This window comes from Coriobacteriia bacterium (assembly GCA_030652115.1).
Lineage (GTDB): Bacteria > Actinomycetota > Coriobacteriia > Anaerosomatales > Anaerosomataceae > UBA6100.
The window spans coordinates 78452-93998 of sequence record JAUSBK010000011.1; the positions used below are offsets into that span (position 1 = coordinate 78452).

The 15547-nt window shown below is 68.2% G+C and carries 14 protein-coding genes; 13 read left to right on the forward strand and 1 reads right to left on the reverse strand.

Features of this window, described 5'->3' with window-relative positions; translation table 11 throughout:
• Positions 1-75: 75 nt before the first annotated feature.
• From Q7W51_10145 to gatB, 10 genes are all read left to right on the forward strand, one after another.
• Complete coding sequence (locus tag Q7W51_10145) at positions 76-807, forward strand: UPF0280 family protein (protein ID MDO8848731.1); 732 nt, start codon at positions 76-78, stop codon at positions 805-807.
• Between the two features lie 65 nt (positions 808-872).
• Entirely contained in the window at positions 873-1166 is a 294-nt protein-coding gene (locus Q7W51_10150) for a DUF2469 family protein (protein ID MDO8848732.1), read from the forward strand.
• Positions 1167-1175: 9 nt separating this feature from the next.
• Positions 1176-3329 carry an NAD-dependent DNA ligase LigA gene (gene ligA / locus Q7W51_10155; GenBank protein ID MDO8848733.1) on the forward strand — a complete coding sequence of 718 codons (2154 nt, stop codon included), beginning with the start codon at positions 1176-1178 and terminating at the stop codon, positions 3327-3329.
• A complete protein-coding gene (locus Q7W51_10160; protein ID MDO8848734.1) occupies positions 3326-4216 on the forward strand; it encodes a CPBP family intramembrane metalloprotease in 891 nt (296 codons plus the stop codon). Before ligA ends, Q7W51_10160 begins: the two co-directional genes overlap by 4 nt.
• Entirely contained in the window at positions 4213-5262 is a 1050-nt protein-coding gene (locus tag Q7W51_10165; GenBank protein MDO8848735.1) for a CPBP family glutamic-type intramembrane protease, read from the forward strand. Before Q7W51_10160 ends, Q7W51_10165 begins: the two co-directional genes overlap by 4 nt.
• Before the next feature lie 91 nt (positions 5263-5353).
• Positions 5354-5584: a hypothetical protein gene (locus Q7W51_10170; GenBank protein MDO8848736.1), complete on the forward strand. Its 231-nt coding sequence runs from the start codon at positions 5354-5356 to the stop codon at positions 5582-5584.
• 62 nt (positions 5585-5646) lie between these two features.
• Positions 5647-7413: an ATP-binding protein gene (locus tag Q7W51_10175; protein ID MDO8848737.1), complete on the forward strand. Its 1767-nt coding sequence runs from the start codon at positions 5647-5649 to the stop codon at positions 7411-7413.
• 102 nt (positions 7414-7515) lie between these two features.
• Positions 7516-7818 (forward strand): Asp-tRNA(Asn)/Glu-tRNA(Gln) amidotransferase subunit GatC, encoded by a 303-nt coding sequence (gatC, locus tag Q7W51_10180; GenBank protein ID MDO8848738.1) that lies wholly within the window; start codon positions 7516-7518, stop codon positions 7816-7818.
• A gap of 2 nt (positions 7819-7820) precedes the next feature.
• Positions 7821-9329, forward strand: a complete 1509-nt coding sequence (gene gatA, locus Q7W51_10185) for an Asp-tRNA(Asn)/Glu-tRNA(Gln) amidotransferase subunit GatA (protein MDO8848739.1) — start codon at positions 7821-7823, stop codon at positions 9327-9329.
• A gap of 1 nt (position 9330) precedes the next feature.
• The gene (gene gatB, locus Q7W51_10190; protein ID MDO8848740.1) at positions 9331-10899 is read left to right on the forward strand and encodes an Asp-tRNA(Asn)/Glu-tRNA(Gln) amidotransferase subunit GatB; all 1569 of its coding nucleotides are present in this window, start codon (positions 9331-9333) and stop codon (positions 10897-10899) included.
• Positions 10900-11407: 508 nt separating this feature from the next.
• Here the strand turns inward: gatB and Q7W51_10195 are convergent.
• Positions 11408-11755 (reverse strand): hypothetical protein, encoded by a 348-nt coding sequence (locus tag Q7W51_10195; GenBank protein MDO8848741.1) that lies wholly within the window; start codon positions 11753-11755, stop codon positions 11408-11410.
• Between the two features lie 122 nt (positions 11756-11877).
• Here Q7W51_10195 and Q7W51_10200 point away from each other — a divergent pair, with 122 nt between their 5' ends.
• From Q7W51_10200 to Q7W51_10210, 3 genes are all read left to right on the forward strand, one after another.
• Positions 11878-13131, forward strand: a complete 1254-nt coding sequence (locus Q7W51_10200; GenBank protein ID MDO8848742.1) for an MFS transporter — start codon at positions 11878-11880, stop codon at positions 13129-13131.
• Positions 13132-13200: 69 nt separating this feature from the next.
• The gene (locus Q7W51_10205) at positions 13201-14640 is read left to right on the forward strand and encodes a hypothetical protein (GenBank protein ID MDO8848743.1); all 1440 of its coding nucleotides are present in this window, start codon (positions 13201-13203) and stop codon (positions 14638-14640) included.
• A 59-nt stretch (positions 14641-14699) separates the two neighbouring features.
• Complete coding sequence (locus tag Q7W51_10210) at positions 14700-15521, forward strand: GNAT family N-acetyltransferase (protein MDO8848744.1); 822 nt, start codon at positions 14700-14702, stop codon at positions 15519-15521.
• The last annotated feature ends 26 nt before the right edge of the window (positions 15522-15547 follow it).

A 15547-nucleotide genomic window follows, 5' to 3' on the forward strand; every position in this document is an offset into this window, starting at 1 on the left:
CATCGGCACCGCGCCGTGCGCGGGTCCTCCGACACCCTCACGGAGTCAGTCCCGTCGGACTGCTACCATGACTCTATGGTATGGGAGCCACGCAGATACCGCCAGAGTACGGACGCGGACGGCCTCGTCACGTTCGAGGTCCTCCATGGCGAGACCGACCTGCAGATAAGCGCGCTCGGTGACCTGTCCGCCGAGGCAGCGGCGGTCGTCTCCGCGCTGCGCGAGGATCTCGAGGCGTACATCGCCGCGCATCCACGCTTCGCCGAGAGCTTCGCGCCGATCGCCGTGGAGCCGGACGCACCGGAGATCGTGCGTGCGATGGCCGAGGCTGGCGCGGCTGCGGGTGTGGGACCGATGGCGGCGGTCGCGGGCGCTGTCGCCGAACGCGTCGCGCGTGGCCTTTCGGCGCTCTCCGCCGAGGTGCTCGTGGAAAACGGCGGGGATATCTACATCGTCGGAAGCACCGCGCGGAGCGTACTGCTGCTTGCAGGAAGCTCGCCGCTCTCCGGACGTCTCGCGGTGAGCGTACCCGGGGATTCACTCCCGTGCGCGGTATGCACGTCGTCGGGTACTGTGGGGCATAGCGTGAGCCTCGGCTCGGCACACGCTGTGACGGTGATCGCCGGTGACGGCGCGCTGGCCGATGCGGCTGCAACGGCCGCGGGGAACCTGGTGCACGGCGTGGACGACATCGAGAGGGCGCTCGAGCGGGCGCTTGGCATCGCAGGCGTCCGTGGCGCGATCGTGGTTGCAGGCGAGCGTGTGGGCGCGCTCGGCGAGGTGACGCTCACGCCCGTTGAGGCGTGATGCGGTCGGACTCGCCCTGACGGGTCGGGACCGGGCGTGCGAGGCACGACTGAGAGGGGTTGCGCATGGATAGCATCGACGAACTGGACATGTTCGAAGCGGACCGGCGGCTCGCGCTGTACAACGAGTACCGCGATGCGGCGAAGTTGTTCAAGTACTACATCGAGACGGAGCTCCGCGCCTACCTCGCCAACGGCGCGGTGGTCGAGCCGGTTTCCACACCGGGCGGCGCGTACTTCAAAGTGACCCTCACCGACGTATGGATCTACGAGGCCGAGCGCATCAACCGCTTCGTTCCCGAGACCGTCATCTACTCGGTGAACGACGTGCACGTTCAGACGCTCAAGGCCGAGGAGTAGCGCGCGCCGATGCCCCAAGACGGACCGGTCCCCGGAGCGCACGACGGTGCGGATCTGCGCGCTGAGAAGCTGCGCGCGGAGATCAGACATCACGCATGGCGCTACTACGCGCTCGATGCGCCCGAGATCTCGGACGCTACTTACGACGCGCTCGTGCGCGAGCTCGAGGCGATCGAGGAGGCATATCCCGACCTCGTCACCGCCGAGTCGCCCACGCAACGCATCGGCGCGCCGCCGCTCGAGGCCTTCGCGTCCGTGCGGCACGCGCAGCGGATGTATTCGCTCGACAACGCGATGGACCTCGGTGAGCTTGACGCGTGGCTCGAACGCATCGGCCGCGAGGCCGAGGGCCGCGAAATCGCATTCATGTGCGAGCTCAAGATCGACGGCAGTTCGCTTGCGCTGACCTATGAGGACGGCGTGCTGTTGCGCGCGGCAACTCGCGGTGACGGCACCACCGGTGAGGACGTCACCGCTAACGTGCGCACCATCAAGAGCGTGCCGCTGCGTCTGGCCGTGGAGCGGCCGGCTCCAGCACGATCGATTGCGCAGGGAGCCCTCTTCGGGGGCGAGGACGCAACGGAGTCCGCGGCCTCCTGGTACCTCGAAGTGCGCGGCGAGGTGTACATGCCCAAGGCGAGCTTCGAGCGCCTGAACGCCGAGCAGGACGAGGCGGGGTTGCCGCCGTACGCCAACCCGCGGAACGCCGCGGCGGGTGCGGTGCGGCAGAAGGATCCCGCGGTGACCGCATCGCGCGATCTTGCCACGTTCATGTACCAGGTCGTCGAGCCGCGATCGCTCGGTCTCGCGGGCCAGCGGGAGGCGCTCGAGTGGCTGTCGCAGGCGGGGTTCCGCGTGAACCCCGACATCCGCTGCTGCGCCACGCCCGACGAGGTGCGGGAGTTCTGCCGTCACGCAATCGAGCGTCGGAGCGACTTGCCCTACGAGATCGACGGCGTGGTGGTGAAGGCGGACTCCTTCGCACTCGCCGATGAGCTGGGATTCACCAGCAAAGCCCCCCGGTGGGCGGTGGCGTTCAAGTTCCCGCCCGAAGAGAAGACCACGGTGCTCCGCGAGATCCGCGTGCAGGTGGGTCGCACCGGTGCGCTCACGCCGGTGGCCGAGTTCGATCCGGTGGTCGTGGCTGGTTCCACGATCGCCCGTGCAACGCTCCACAACGAGGACGAGATCCGCCGCAAGGGCGTGCTGCTGGGCGACACCATTGTGGTGCGCAAGGCCGGCGACGTGATCCCCGAGGTGGTTGGCGCGGTCGAGCGGCTTCGCGAAGGCAGCGAGCGCGAGTGGCGCATGCCCTCGGCATGTCCGAGCTGCGGCAGCGACGTGTGGCGCGAGGAGGGCGAGGTCGTGCCGCGCTGTACCAACGCGGGCTGTCCCGCGCAGCGGCTCGAGCGTCTCGGGCACTGGGCGTCGCGCGGCGCGCTCGACATCGAGGGGATGGGTACCGAGATCATCACGCGCCTCGTGGAGCAAGGGCTGCTGCACGACGTGGCCGACTACTACACGCTTACCTTCGAGCCACTGGCGGCGCTCGACCTCGGCCGGGTGAAGAAGGACGGATCGCCGGTCCTGCTGGGCGAGATCGTCGCCGGCAAGCTCATGGCGAGCATCGAGGCGTCCAAGGCCAGGCCACTGGCCCGTTTGCTCTTCGGCCTCGGCATCCGTCACGTCGGGGCCACAGTAGCCGAGGCGCTTGCCGCCGCGTTCGGTTCCCTCGACGCGCTGCTCGAGGCGTCGGCAGACGACCTTGCCCGCGTCGAGCAGGTAGGGCCCAAGATCGCCGAGTCGGTACGCGCGTTCGCCGAGAACCCCGAGAACCTCGCGATCGTCCGCAGGCTGCAGGCGGCCGGCCTCACCACCGCCGAGGAGCAGCACGTGCCCGAGCGCGAACAGACGCTGACGGGCACCACGTGGGTGCTCACCGGCTCGCTCGAGCGCTACACCCGTGAGGAGGCCGGCAGCGCGCTCAAGGCGCTGGGCGCGAAGGTGGCCGGCAGCGTGAGCAAGAAGACCTCCTACGTCGTCGTGGGTGCCGACCCGGGCAGCAAGTACACCACCGCGCTCGATCTCGGCGTGCGCGTGCTCGCTGAAGACGAGCTCACCGCCACGATTGAGGGCGGCGTCGTGCCGGAGCCGTCGGCATGAGCGACGGTCTGCTGCCCGCAGCGTCGTACCCCGACGCGCCGCCTCCGCCGCCGACGGGCATACCGTCGCAGCCGCAGCCGGTCCCACGCGGCAAAGCGCCATTTCGCTGGCTGGGCTATCCCGGTGTCTCGATCCTCGGCGTCAGACGATCGGTCCCGAGCACCATCGGCATCGCCGCGCTGGCGATCCTGCTGCTCTTCGCAGCCCTCGCGGGCGTCGGTCTGTGGAGCCGGTCGGCCCAGCCGTCGGCCGACGGCTGGGCGCTCGCATTCCTTGCCGCCTATCTTGCAGGATATGGCTCCTGGTTCCTCCTCCTGAGGCTCGGTGTGCGCACACCTGTGGCCTTTCGCGAGCGGGTCGGCCTGCGGCCGTTCGACACTGCACCGGGCCTCATCGCCGCGTTCGTCGCTATGTCCGTCGGCCTGTGGTTCGAGATCCTGTTCCTGGGGATGCTCGTGCTCGTAGGCATCGAGGTCCCCCAGGCTCCCTCGGTGACCGACATCTTCCCGGTCACCCCGGTGGGCATCGCGGTAGCGATCGTCGTGACCTGTATCGCGGCGCCGCTTGCCGAGGAGGTCCTCTACCGGGGCGTGCTGTTTGGCGGGCTCCGGGACCGCTTCGGTGACTGGATCGCGGCGCTCATATCCTCGGTGGCGTTCGCTGCGAGTCACCTGAACTGGTACCTGCTGGTTCCGTTCACGGTGCTCGGGATGTTGTTCGCATGGATCACATCCCAGACGCGCTCGTTGTGGCCCTCCGTGATCGCCCACGCGGCATTCAACCTCAACGCGGTGGTGCTCGGATACCTGTACTACCTTGTCTACGCCGATGCTCAGCCGGCCTGGGTGAGCGGCATTCGTGAAGCGATCGTGGTGCTGGTCAGATGAGCCCGGCTCCACGCTTGCTCCTCACGCCCCGGCTGTGCGACCGCTGCGGCGCCTGCACCACCGCCTGTCCGCGCGATGCGCTCAAGGTCGGCCGAACGTACCTCAAGGTCGACTGGCAGCGTTGCGACGCCTGCGGTGCGTGCGCGCGCGTCTGCGCGCGCCGGGCGATCGTGTTGCGAGATGGGCCGAAGGCCCGGGGCGCGTCCGGCGCGGCCGCGCCGGCGGCCCATCCCAAACCAACACCACGGAAGACGACCGACACGCCGCGCAGCGTCAGTGCCGCAAAGCTGCGCGAAGAGCGGGCGACGCGGTCCGTGCCGGCCCCCAAGGGCGGCGAACGCGGGGGGTTCCAGTGGACGCTCCTCGAGGCAGTTGCGATGCTGTCCGTCACCTTCTCGGCGTTCACCGCGAAGGAGACCGCGGTACGGCTGCCCGCGGTCAGTTTGATGCCCTCGACGCTGCAGGTCCCCGTGCGCGTGGGCATGCTCGCGCTCTACTACCTCGTTCAGGTGGCGGTCCTCGTGTGGCTGGTGCGGCGGCGCGGCGGCGATCCGTTCTCGGCGCTCGGGCTCCGCGAAAAGCGCGCGTCGTTCGGCCATGCGCTCGCCTCGGTCGGTCTCGTCGTCGGGGGTCTCGTGGTCACGCGGCTGGTCACATCGCTCTACGCCTATGTCACGCGGTCACTCGGGCTGATGCCGTCGGCCACGACGGATCTCACGACGATGTTCGGCGCGAACGCGTCAGGGTTGGTCCTGGCGCTGGCGATGGTGGTGGTGGTCGGACCGCTGGTCGAGGAGGCGGTGTTCCGCGGCGCACTCCTTGAGGGCCTCATGGCGAGGTTCGGACCGTGGCCCGCGATCGTCGTTCAGGCACTGCTGTTCGCGGCGTTCCATCGCAGCCTGTGGATGCTGTTCCCGACCTTCGCGCTCGGTGTGGCGCTCGGCTGGTTGGCCCATACGCGTAGCAGCCTCTGGCCGCCCATCGCGCTTCATGCTCTCTACAACGTGATCACTGTTGCGGCCGCGTTCCTCGTGGCGGGCCTCTGAAGTCACGCTAATGGACGTTCATGTTTCGACCGATTACCCTGTATGCACGGGTAGATGCTCGTGAGGTATCCCACAACGATGAGGGGCAAGGATGGCAGAATGCGAGTGCCTTCCTCAGTGTCTGTTCTTCCACGATCAGATGGCCGACATGCCGTCGACCGCGGAGCTGGTCAAAGCCAAGTACTGCTCGGGGCCGCGGGCGGACAATGCCCCGTGCGCGCGCCATATGATCTTCCTGGTGCGCGGCAGCGACGAGGTGCCCATGGATCTCTTCCCGTCGGATGTTACCCGTGCCGAGTCGGTGCTCGCCGGTCGCGAGTGAGCGGGGCGCCCGGTGCCCGAAGCGGCCGACGGTGATCGTTCCGGGATCGTGGGGAGGTGTGGATGAGCGCCGAGCCTGAACGCGTCGAGGGTGCCGCTGCGGCGCATCGCTCGGACTCAACCCCGCCCGGACCAGCATGGCGATCGTTTGCGCTCGTCGCCCTGGCGATCCTCGTCGTAGGCGCGATGGCCGTCTATGCGGTGAACGACTACCGCACCGAGCAGTACGAGCGCGCGCGCGAACTGCTCATGCGCGCGGCCGATGACGACGCGATCGAACTCCAGCGCTGGCTGGATGAGGGTTCCACCGACGCTGCCGTGATGGCCACACAGTCTGGCGTTGCCGAGCGCTACCTGCGCTGGCAGAAGGGGGCCGATCCGGAATTCCCGCGGATGCTCTCAGACCGCCTCACTGCCGAGCGCGACATCCGGGGCTACGACTGCATCAGTATGTTCACGCAGAGCGAGTGGCCGTTCGCGACCTCGGCGGGCGAGCGCTGTGCGGATTCGCAGTTCAAGTGCGCGGACTTCGCGAGCGTGGTCGTGGATTCCGACGAGCCTGCGTTCGAGGACCACTTCCACAACGGCGTCGGCGCATGGTGCGTGGCGTGGAGCAGCCCGGTGCAGCAGACCGCCGACGGGCCGGTCGTCGGCGTGATCGTCTACTCCGTCCAGGTGCACGATGAGGTGGTCGCGGTCCTCGAAGACGAGCCGCTTCCCTACGATTCCTCTCAAGTCGCCCTGGTCGGTCCTCACGGGGACGGGTTCGACATCATCGGCTCGGCCAACGGGTTCGAACCGGTGACGGTGGGCCGGGGCGAGCAGCTGCATGTGCAGCTTGCTGAGGACATCGTGCACCAGGAATCCGTCACCCGAACCGGCCCGAACGAGGAAGGTGCGGCGGTCATGGCTGCCGCCCGACGCATCCCGGGAACGGACTGGTTCGTCGCATCGCGCGTCGACATCCGGGAGATCGAGGGGCCGGTAGTGCGATACGCGATGCTGCTGGGCTCCGCCGCTGTCCTGGCCGTGCTCGCGTTCGGGCTCGGCACGATCATCGTGCGACGGATGCAATGGGAGCGCTACCGCGAGCACCTTGCACTTGTGGAGATCCGCGAGGCGCTCGACGCACGCGACCGCTTCATGCGGAACATGAGCCACGAACTGCGGACGCCTCTGCAGTCGATAATGGGGTTCACGTCGATCATGCTCGCCGGTCTTGCGGGTCCGGTGTCTGAAGAGCAGGAGCGACAGCTCGGCATGGTGGACGCCTCCTCCAAACGCCTCCTCGCGCTGGTGGACGACGTGCTCGATCTCGACAGGATGCGCGATCACGGCGCGCGCATCCGTGCTACCCGCTTCACATCGACGGAGGTCGCCAGTGCGCTGATCGAGGCCATGCGTCCGCTCTCCGAACACAAGAGGCTCGAGTGCCGCCTCATGCACGAGGGCGAGCCGATCCAGCTCGAGACCGATCGTGACATGGTCGAGCGCATCGTGCTCAACTTGCTCTCGAACGCGATCAAGTACACCGACACCGGGTTCGTTCAGCTCAACGTGCAGCCGGACGGTCCCAATCATGTGCTGCTCGAGGTCTCGGACAGCGGCCGCGGCATCGCCACCGATGAGCTGGACCGCGTGATGGACGAATTCCATCAAGTGCTCGATCCCGAGGGTGCCAAGCCCGTTGGCATCGGCCTCGGCCTGGCGATCAGCAAGCGGATGGCCGAAGTGCTGGGCGGGGACCTCTCGGTCTCGAGCACGCTCGGTTCCGGCTCCACGTTCCGTCTGCGCATCCCGCGTGTGCACGCCGAGGTACATCGCGACTGATGCCGCCGAACGCCCCCCGTGGTGATCGCCCCGTCGGGTATGATGTAACGCGTTCCCGCGAGGGTCTTCGTTGCATCACCACTCTGTATGGAGGCACACCGCATGGCGATCACCGAGTCCGACGTCCGTCACGTCGCGCTGCTTGCACGGCTTGCGCTGAGCGATGAGCAGGTCTCGACGCTCACCGCCGAGCTCGGGGCAGTGCTCGGCCATATCGATGAGTTGCAGCGGCTCGATCTTGAGGGCGTGCAGCCCACGGCGCATCCGCTTGCGATGACGAACAACACGCGGGCCGATGTCGTGGTCCCCGGGCTCACCCGGGAGATGGCGCTCAAGAATGCGCCGGCATCGGATGGACGCGCCTTTCTCATCCCCGCCATCACGGGTGCAGGGGAGGAGTCGTGACGATGCTCGATCTCTCCGCTCTTTCCGCACGTGAGGTGCGCGACGGTATCGCCGCAGGCGAGTTCTCCGCGCGCGAGGCCGCCGAAAGCGCGTATGCCCGTATCGAAGCGCTCGACGGCGACGTGCACGCATTCCTGCAGCTCACGCCGGAACTGGCCTTCGCGGCTGCCGAGCGTGTTGACGCGGCCCGTGCCGCCGGTGAGGATCCGCCGCCGCTGGCGGGCGTACCGGTCGGGATCAAGGACAACATGAACCTGATCGGCACGCGCACCACCTGCGGAAGCCGAATACTCGGGAACTACAAGAGCGTCTACGACTGCACCGCCGTCCGCCGTCTGCTCGATGCGGGCGCGCTGCCGATCGGCAAGTGCAACATGGACGAGTTCGCGTTCGGGTCGTCCACCGAGAACTCGGCGTACGGGCCCACGCGCAACCCGTGGGACCTCGAGCGTGTTCCCGGCGGTTCGAGCGGCGGCAGCGCCGCGTCCGTCGCGGCCGGAATGGTGACCCTGTCGCTCGGTAGCGACACGGGCGGCTCGATCCGCCAGCCCGGAGCGCTCACCGGAACGGTGGGGCTCAAGCCGACGTACGGCCGCGTAAGTCGCTACGGCGTCGTTGCGTTCGGCTCGTCGCTCGACCAGATCGGGCCCTTCGGTACGTCGGTCGCAGACGTGGCGCTCGCGCTCGACGCGATCGCCGGGGCCGACACCATGGATGCGACCTCCTCGCCCGAGCCGGTCGAGCGCTACTCGGCGGCGGTCGGGCTGGGTGTGCAGGGCCTGCGCGTGGGCATCGTGCGGGACATGCCCGGGGTGCCCGACACGGACGGCTGCCTGAACGAGATAGCGCATGTCGTGGACCGTGCGGCGGAGACGTTTGCAGCGCTCGGTGCCGAGGTCGGGGACGTCACGCTGCCGAGCGCCCGGCACGGTCTGGCCGCCTACTACATCATCGGTCCCGCCGAGGCGAGTTCGAACCTCGCGCGATTCGATGGCATCCGGTACGGCGTGCGCGCCGAGGACCCGACCGACGTGCTCGACCTCTACATGCGTTCCCGCGCCGAAGGGTTCGGCCCGGAGACCATCCGGCGCATCATGCTCGGCACGTATGCGCTCTCGGCGGGCTACTACGACGCGTACTATGGCCAGGCGCAGAAGGCGCGCACCCGTATCATCGAGGACTTCCGTGCGGCGTTCGAGCACTACGACGTGCTGCTCACGCCCACCACGCCGGAGGTGGCGTTCCGCTTCGGCGAGAAGGCCGCCGATCCGTACATGATGTACCTGAACGACGTCTACACGATTCCGGTGAACCTCGCCGGCAACTGCGCGGTGAGCGTGCCTGCCGGACTGTGCTCGAGCACCGGAATGCCGATGGGCCTTCAGCTCATCGGCGACTACTTCGCCGAATCCACGCTGTTGCGTGCGGCAGCGGCCTACGAACAGGCAGTGCACTTCGACCCGGTGCCGCCGCTCGTGCGCTCGCTCGTGGGCGCGAAAGGCGGTGAGTAGCATGCCGAAGGACCGTCTTGCCGAGGTGCTCGAGCGCTACGAGGCTGTCATCGGCCTGGAGATCCACACCGAGGTCACGGCGACGAACACGAAGATGTTCTGCGGCTGCCCGGTCGCCTTCGGCGGCGAACCCAACACGCGTGTGTGCCCCGTGTGCCTGGGGATGCCCGGTGCGCTGCCGGTGCCCAACGAGGCTGCGATCGAGTGGACGCTACTGGCGGGCCTTGCCACGAACTGCGACATCGCGCTGTGGAGCCAGTTCCATCGCAAGCAGTACTTCTATCCGGACATGCCCAAGGACTACCAGATCTCGCAGTATGACCTGCCGTTCGCGAGTGGCGGAGCGCTCGAGGTCGAGGTGGACGGCGAGGGGGTCGCGCAGCGTATCGACTTTGGTGGCGCGGTCGCGGCCGTGGGCCCCGAGGCGCATCCCGAAGACGGCGGCTACCGTGCGACGATCGGCATCACGCGCATCCATCTCGAGGAGGACACCGGCAAGATGATCCACGTTGGCGGGAGCGAGGGCCGCATCGCCGGCGCCACGCACTCGCTCGTGGACTTCAACCGCGCGGGCACGCCGCTGATGGAGCTCGTGAGCGAGCCCGACATCCGCACGCCTGAGGAGGCGCGCCGCTTCGCGCAGAAGTTGCGTAGCATCTGGCTCGCGCTCGGTGTGAGCGACTGCAGCATGGAGGAAGGCTCCATGCGCGTGGACGGGAACGTGTCCATCCGCCCTCGGGGGGAGACCGAACTCGGCACCAAGAGCGAGGTCAAGAACATGAACTCCTTCAAGGCGCTGCACGATGCGCTTGCCTACGAGATCGTCCGCCAGGCCGAGTTGCTCGACACGGGCGGTCGCGTGGTGCAGGAGACGCGTCACTGGGACGCCGGCGCCAGGCGCACGAGCGCGCTTCGCAGCAAGGAAGAGGCGCACGACTACCGCTACTTCCCGGAGCCCGACATGGTGCCGTTTCGCTTCGAGCCTGCGTGGATCGCGTCGCTGGCCGAGAAGCTGCCCGAGCTGCCGGATGCGCGTCGCGAACGCTACACGACCGACTTCGACCTGCCCAAGCACGACGCGTCGATGCTGTCTGCCGACTTTGCGCTTGCCTGCTATTTCGAGGATGCGGTGGCGCTCGCGGGCGTGGACCGCGCCAAGCAGATCGCGAACTGGATGCTCGGCGAACTCGCCGCACTGCTCAACGCCGAGGCGATCGAGATCGGCGACACCAGGGTCACCCCTGCGATGCTCGCGGAGATGGTGGGCCTCATCGAGGAGGGCGCTATCTCGGGCAAGCAGGCAAAGGAGGTCTTCGCGGACATGGCGGCGACCGGTGACGCCCCCGGCGCCATCGTGGCGGCCCGCGGCATGAAGCAAGTCTCGGACACCGATGCGATCGAATCGGTCGTCCATGGAGTGCTCGAGGCCAACCCGAACGAGGTCGCGAGCTACCGTGCAGGCAAGACCGGCGTCATGGGTTTCTTCGTCGGAGCCGTGATGCGTGAGATGCGCGGGCAGGGCAATCCGCAGGTGATCAACGAGGTGCTCAGGCGGATGCTCGGGGGGTAGGCGGGCAGTCGCAAGGCCGCTGTCTGGGCAGTTGTCGGCGGCGATCGGGCCGGTTTGCGGCGTGCGAACGCCCCGTGGCGTGTGCATGCCGCCGTTGGTCCTCGCCAGAGAGCGCTAGTCGGTCGATTGCGACCGTTAAGCGCAGATTAGAGACCGTACAGCGACAAGGACGACATTTCGCGAAATCGCCCTTGCACCCGCCCCGGGCATGGTCTAGAGTCGATCTTGTCCCGAGAGGTTGAGCGGGCGAACCGCGAAAGGTAGCGTACCAGTAGCTGCCGGCGGGGTGTGCAGGCGGAAGGCTTCGCGCAAGCTGGCCGGAGGCTCGTAGGCTCCAAAGGTGTGAAATGGGAAGCTGCGGATTAGGGGCTCGTCGGCGAGGTCTCTCGGGACACCTCTATTCTCAGGACGATCTACGAGATCGTCCGAACCCCTCACACAAGACACCCCGCAGCGCGCTGCGGGGTGTCTTCGTTGCCGGGTGCGATCGGTAGCCGCCGAGCGGGCCCTAGCCGCGACCCGGTATGAGCGACAGTACTTCGCGCTCGCCGACGCTCTTGAGAACCTGGGCCCGCGCGATCGGATCGAGGGCCGCGAGTTCGCTGGAGATGCTCTCTTCCGTTTCGGCGATGCGGTAGCTGCGTGTGTCGAGCACCACATCGGCGAGGACGGCGAGCCCCACGCCGATGAACGCGCCCGGGACCAACCACACGAACAGGCCCCGCCGTCTGCGTAGCATCAGGAATGCGGCTGCGACGAGACCTACACCGAGCATCGCTGCACCGGCACCGGCCTCCCCGCGTTCGCCTTCGGGAATCGACTCCCGCCACTGTTCGATCGTGTTGCGTGCGTCCATCACGTCGTCCCTTCTCCGGTGATCTCTGAAAGCTATGTTCCCGAACTGTGCGGCTCTCTCGCGGATGGCCGATCGGCCTGCGGTACACTCGTGCGGAGATGGTCACGGATGGGGGGAGTCGGGTGGAGCCGTCGGACGCGCCGCAGGTGTGGACGCCCGGCCGACGAAGCGTGACCTCGTGGCTGCTGTACGACCTCGCGAACACCACCTTCGCGCTGGGCGTGGGCAGCCGCTACTTCGGCCCCTGGCTCGTCGAGGACCGCGGCGGCGCGGACTGGCAGCTGTCCGCCACCATCGTGGTGGCGATGGTGGCCGTAATCATCCTCGGCCCGTGGATCGGTGCGCTCTCCGACCATCACGGAACGCGCAGGCCGTACCTCATAGGTGCCACCCTCGTGTGCGTTGGCGCCACGGCGCTCCTCGCAACCTGGGGTGTCGTGCCCTCGCTCGTCTTCTACGCGATCGGGACGGTCGGCTTTCACAGCGGGAGCGTCGTCTACGACGCGATGCTTCCCGACGTGAGCACGCCCTCGTCGGCCGGACGGATCTCCGGGCTCGGGGTGGCCATCGGCTACTCGGGCTCGGCGCTCGCGCTCGGGCTCGGCATGTACCTGCTGCCGAGGTTCGGGTACGCGGCGGTCTTCCGGTCGCTCGCCATCGCGTTCCTTGTCTTCGCGTTGCCCGCGTTCGTGTGGATCCGCGAGCGGCCGCGTCTCCGTCACGAGGGACGTGCGCCGGGCATCCTGTCGTCGCCAGCCACGATGGTGCGCGCGTGGCGCTCGGCGGCCGGCTACCCGGGCGTCGTACGGTTCCTCGTGGGACGCTTCTTGTACACCGACGCGATCAACACCGTGTTCCTGTTCAACGCGTTGTTCGCCAAGATGGAGATGGGTTTCACCGATGCGCAGACGGATCGGCTGGCGCTCCTGGGTATCGTCTGTGCCGGCCTCGGCGCGGTCATCGCCGGCCGGATCGTGGACAGCGCGGGTCCCAAGCGCGTGCTCATCTTTGCGCTCTACTCGCAGATCGCCGGGCTCGCGGCCGCGGTGACGGCCGGCCTCACGGACTTCCAGGGGGTGGGCTGGCTCGTGGCGGTGGGCGGAGGCGTGGGCATCGGCGCGGCATGGGCGGCCGACCGGGTGCTCATGACGCGTCTGGCGCCCGAGCACCTGATGGGCGAGTTCTTCGGCCTCTACGCCACGGTGGGGCGCTTCGCCACCGTGCTCGGCCCGCTCGTCTGGGCGCTCGTGAGCGACGGGCTCGGCCTGGGGAGGACCGCCGCGCTCGCATCGCTCGGGCTGTTCATCGTGGCCGCGCGCGTCGTGCTCCACAAGGTGCAGGATGTGGGGCCGGTGCCGGTACCCGCCGAAGGATAGGCGTGCGACGAAGTCTGGCATGTGCGGGTAGGAACCGTTGCGTAATGGCGGGTGCGTGAAGGGGGAGTCATGCGCCGGATTCGATCTGGTACGTTCGTGATGGTGCTGGTGGTATCGCTGGGTCTCATGGGAGCCGGTGCGATCGAGCCAGCGGATGCGCCGGCGCTGGTACCGCTCCCCGAGCATGTGACCTTCGTCCACAACGGCGCGCTCGAGCGAGTGCTCGCAGGGGACGACCAGGCCACCGTGCTGGTGGATCCTGCCGCGCTTCCCGCCGAGGACCCGGGCTTCTCCGCGCCGCTCGAAGTGATCGCTCACTGGTGGGCGCCGGACGGCACGCACGTTCTGGTGGGCGTCGAGAGCACGGTCACCGGCGCTCGCCAGCTGTTCATCTGCGATCAGAACGGTGGCAGCCCGGTGGCGGTGGACGCGGCGAGCGGCCTGTTCCTCGAGCGCGGCGGTGTCGCCGGGGAACTGTGGGACAACCCGTTGCCGCTCTGGTCACCGGACGGGCAGTCGATCGCGCTCACGGTCTTCGACGGCGACACCCCCTTCGGTGACATCTACGTGGTCGGCCTCGATGGCACGAGCGAGCTCGTCGGCAGCGGCGTCGAGCCCGCGTGGTCACCGGACTCGGCGCGGATCGCCTACGCGCGCGTCGTGCCCGGGGTCATGAGCCTCGCCGAAGCTCGGCCCTACGTCACGGTAGGCACGCTCGGTGGCGGAACCGTCGATCTAGGGACGGGGCGCTCGCCGGTCTTCTCGCCAGACGGCACCGAGGTGCTGTACCGCACCTGGACCGAGAGCGACGGCGACGCCGGGGACTCCGAGCAGCTTGCGATCGCACCGGCGGCGGGCGGCGCGGAGCGGCGTCTCACGGCCTACGGGCCGATGGACGACATGGGCGGTCCCTCGGCGATCTTCGACCACCGCTTCTCGCCGGATGGCAGCACGGTCTACTACCTCCTCGGCAGACGCAGCGACAGCCGCTACGTGTACGGGGTGGCGGCGGACGGGTCGTCTGCCGCTCCGGTCGGGGTGTCCGGGCTTGCGACGGAGTACACGCTCTCGCTCGACGGGTCGCTGCTGATCTACGCGGGTGGTGGGGTGTACGAGGCGAGCTTTCAGACGCGACAGCAGATCTACGCGCGCAACCTTGCTTCGTGCGCGGAGTGGCAGCTTACGACTGGCGAGATCGCTGACTTCTCCTGCTCGAACCTCAGCGTCTCGCACCAGGATCGCTACGTGGCCTTCGATGCCGCCATCGTGCCTGCCGGTACACTGCCGGGCGAGGCGACCACGCGCGAGGTGTGGGTGGCCACGCTTGACGGCTCGCATGCGTGGCGCTGTGCGACGGACGCCTGGGACGCGGCATCCCAACCGCTGTACGGAACCTCGGTGACGGGGGACACGGGCACGTCGGACGATGTGGCCGGGAACGGCTTCTTCGAGGCCATCGGGGACGCCATCGCATCGTTCTTCGAGTGGCTGGCGGGCCTGTTCGACTAGCGCGGGTGCGCGCCTGCGCTACACTCGTGCGGACCCGCATCCGCACGAGAGGTGCTCGCATGCTCGACCACCCCCTTGCCGACACCGAACTCGCCCGTCGCATCGAGCGCGCGGGCGTCGATGACCTGTGCGCCTGGACCGACGAAGCGCGAGCGAGCGGCGTGTATCCTAACGCCGCGTCGTTCAGGATGGCCGGCGGCGCCGCGGTGTGGTTCTCGCCGGGAAGCGTGCTCAACGGCTCGTTCGGCCTCGGCATGGATCGCCCGATCGAGCAGGAGGAGATCGCAGCGCTCGTCGCGTTCTTCGCCGAGCGCGGAGCGCCGGCCAAAGTGGACGTCTGCCCGCACGCGCACCCATCGCAGCTGCGATGGCTCGCCGAGGCCGGCTTCGTGGCCACCGACTTCGAGACGGTGCTCTGCCAGCCGCTGCCCGCGACGGGGCTCGCGCCGGCGGCTGCAGGCGTTGAGGTGCGCATCGCGCAGTCCGACGAGGAGCGCGCGCTGTGGGCCGAACTCGAAGCACGGGGCTTCACCGAGGACCATCCCACCGACGATGACTACGCGCTCGCCCGCGCGATCTCGCTGCGCGCCTCGGCGATCCCGTTCCTCGGGTTCCTCGACGGCGAGCCCGCCGGCACCGGAATGCTCAATCTCGTCGACAACGTCGCGATGTTCAATGGCGACAGCACGCTGCCGACGGCTCGAGGTCGCGGCGTCCAGAGTGCGATCCTCGCCGAGCGTCTGCGCTACGCAGCTGCGAACGGGTGCGATCTTGCCGTGATCGAGGCGGCCCCCGGCGGGACTTCGCAGCGCAACCAGCTGCGTGCCGGCTTCCGCATCGCATACACGCGCGTCTGTACCGAGCTGCCCTTGAAGCCGTAATACCGCGCGTCCGCCTCGGCTATACT

What these genes read in the sequence shown, in the direction of transcription:
- Q7W51_10170 (MDO8848736.1), top strand. Translation starts at nt 5,354, where the DNA reads ATGGCAGAATGCGAGTGCCTTCCTCAGTGTCTGTTCTTCCACGATCAG.
- gatA (MDO8848739.1), top strand. Translation starts at nt 7,821, where the DNA reads ATGCTCGATCTCTCCGCTCTTTCCGCACGTGAGGTGCGCGACGGTATC.
- gatB (MDO8848740.1), top strand. Translation starts at nt 9,331, where the DNA reads ATGCCGAAGGACCGTCTTGCCGAGGTGCTCGAGCGCTACGAGGCTGTC.
- gatC (MDO8848738.1), top strand. Translation starts at nt 7,516, where the DNA reads ATGGCGATCACCGAGTCCGACGTCCGTCACGTCGCGCTGCTTGCACGG.
- ligA (MDO8848733.1), top strand. Translation starts at nt 1,176, where the DNA reads ATGCCCCAAGACGGACCGGTCCCCGGAGCGCACGACGGTGCGGATCTG.
- Q7W51_10165 (MDO8848735.1), top strand. Translation starts at nt 4,213, where the DNA reads ATGAGCCCGGCTCCACGCTTGCTCCTCACGCCCCGGCTGTGCGACCGC.
- Q7W51_10150 (MDO8848732.1), top strand. Translation starts at nt 873, where the DNA reads ATGGATAGCATCGACGAACTGGACATGTTCGAAGCGGACCGGCGGCTC.
- Q7W51_10145 (MDO8848731.1), top strand. Translation starts at nt 76, where the DNA reads ATGGTATGGGAGCCACGCAGATACCGCCAGAGTACGGACGCGGACGGC.
- Q7W51_10160 (MDO8848734.1), top strand. Translation starts at nt 3,326, where the DNA reads ATGAGCGACGGTCTGCTGCCCGCAGCGTCGTACCCCGACGCGCCGCCT.
- Q7W51_10195 (MDO8848741.1), bottom strand. Translation starts at nt 11,755, where the DNA reads ATGGACGCACGCAACACGATCGAACAGTGGCGGGAGTCGATTCCCGAA.
- Q7W51_10175 (MDO8848737.1), top strand. Translation starts at nt 5,647, where the DNA reads ATGAGCGCCGAGCCTGAACGCGTCGAGGGTGCCGCTGCGGCGCATCGC.
- Q7W51_10210 (MDO8848744.1), top strand. Translation starts at nt 14,700, where the DNA reads ATGCTCGACCACCCCCTTGCCGACACCGAACTCGCCCGTCGCATCGAG.
- Q7W51_10205 (MDO8848743.1), top strand. Translation starts at nt 13,201, where the DNA reads ATGCGCCGGATTCGATCTGGTACGTTCGTGATGGTGCTGGTGGTATCG.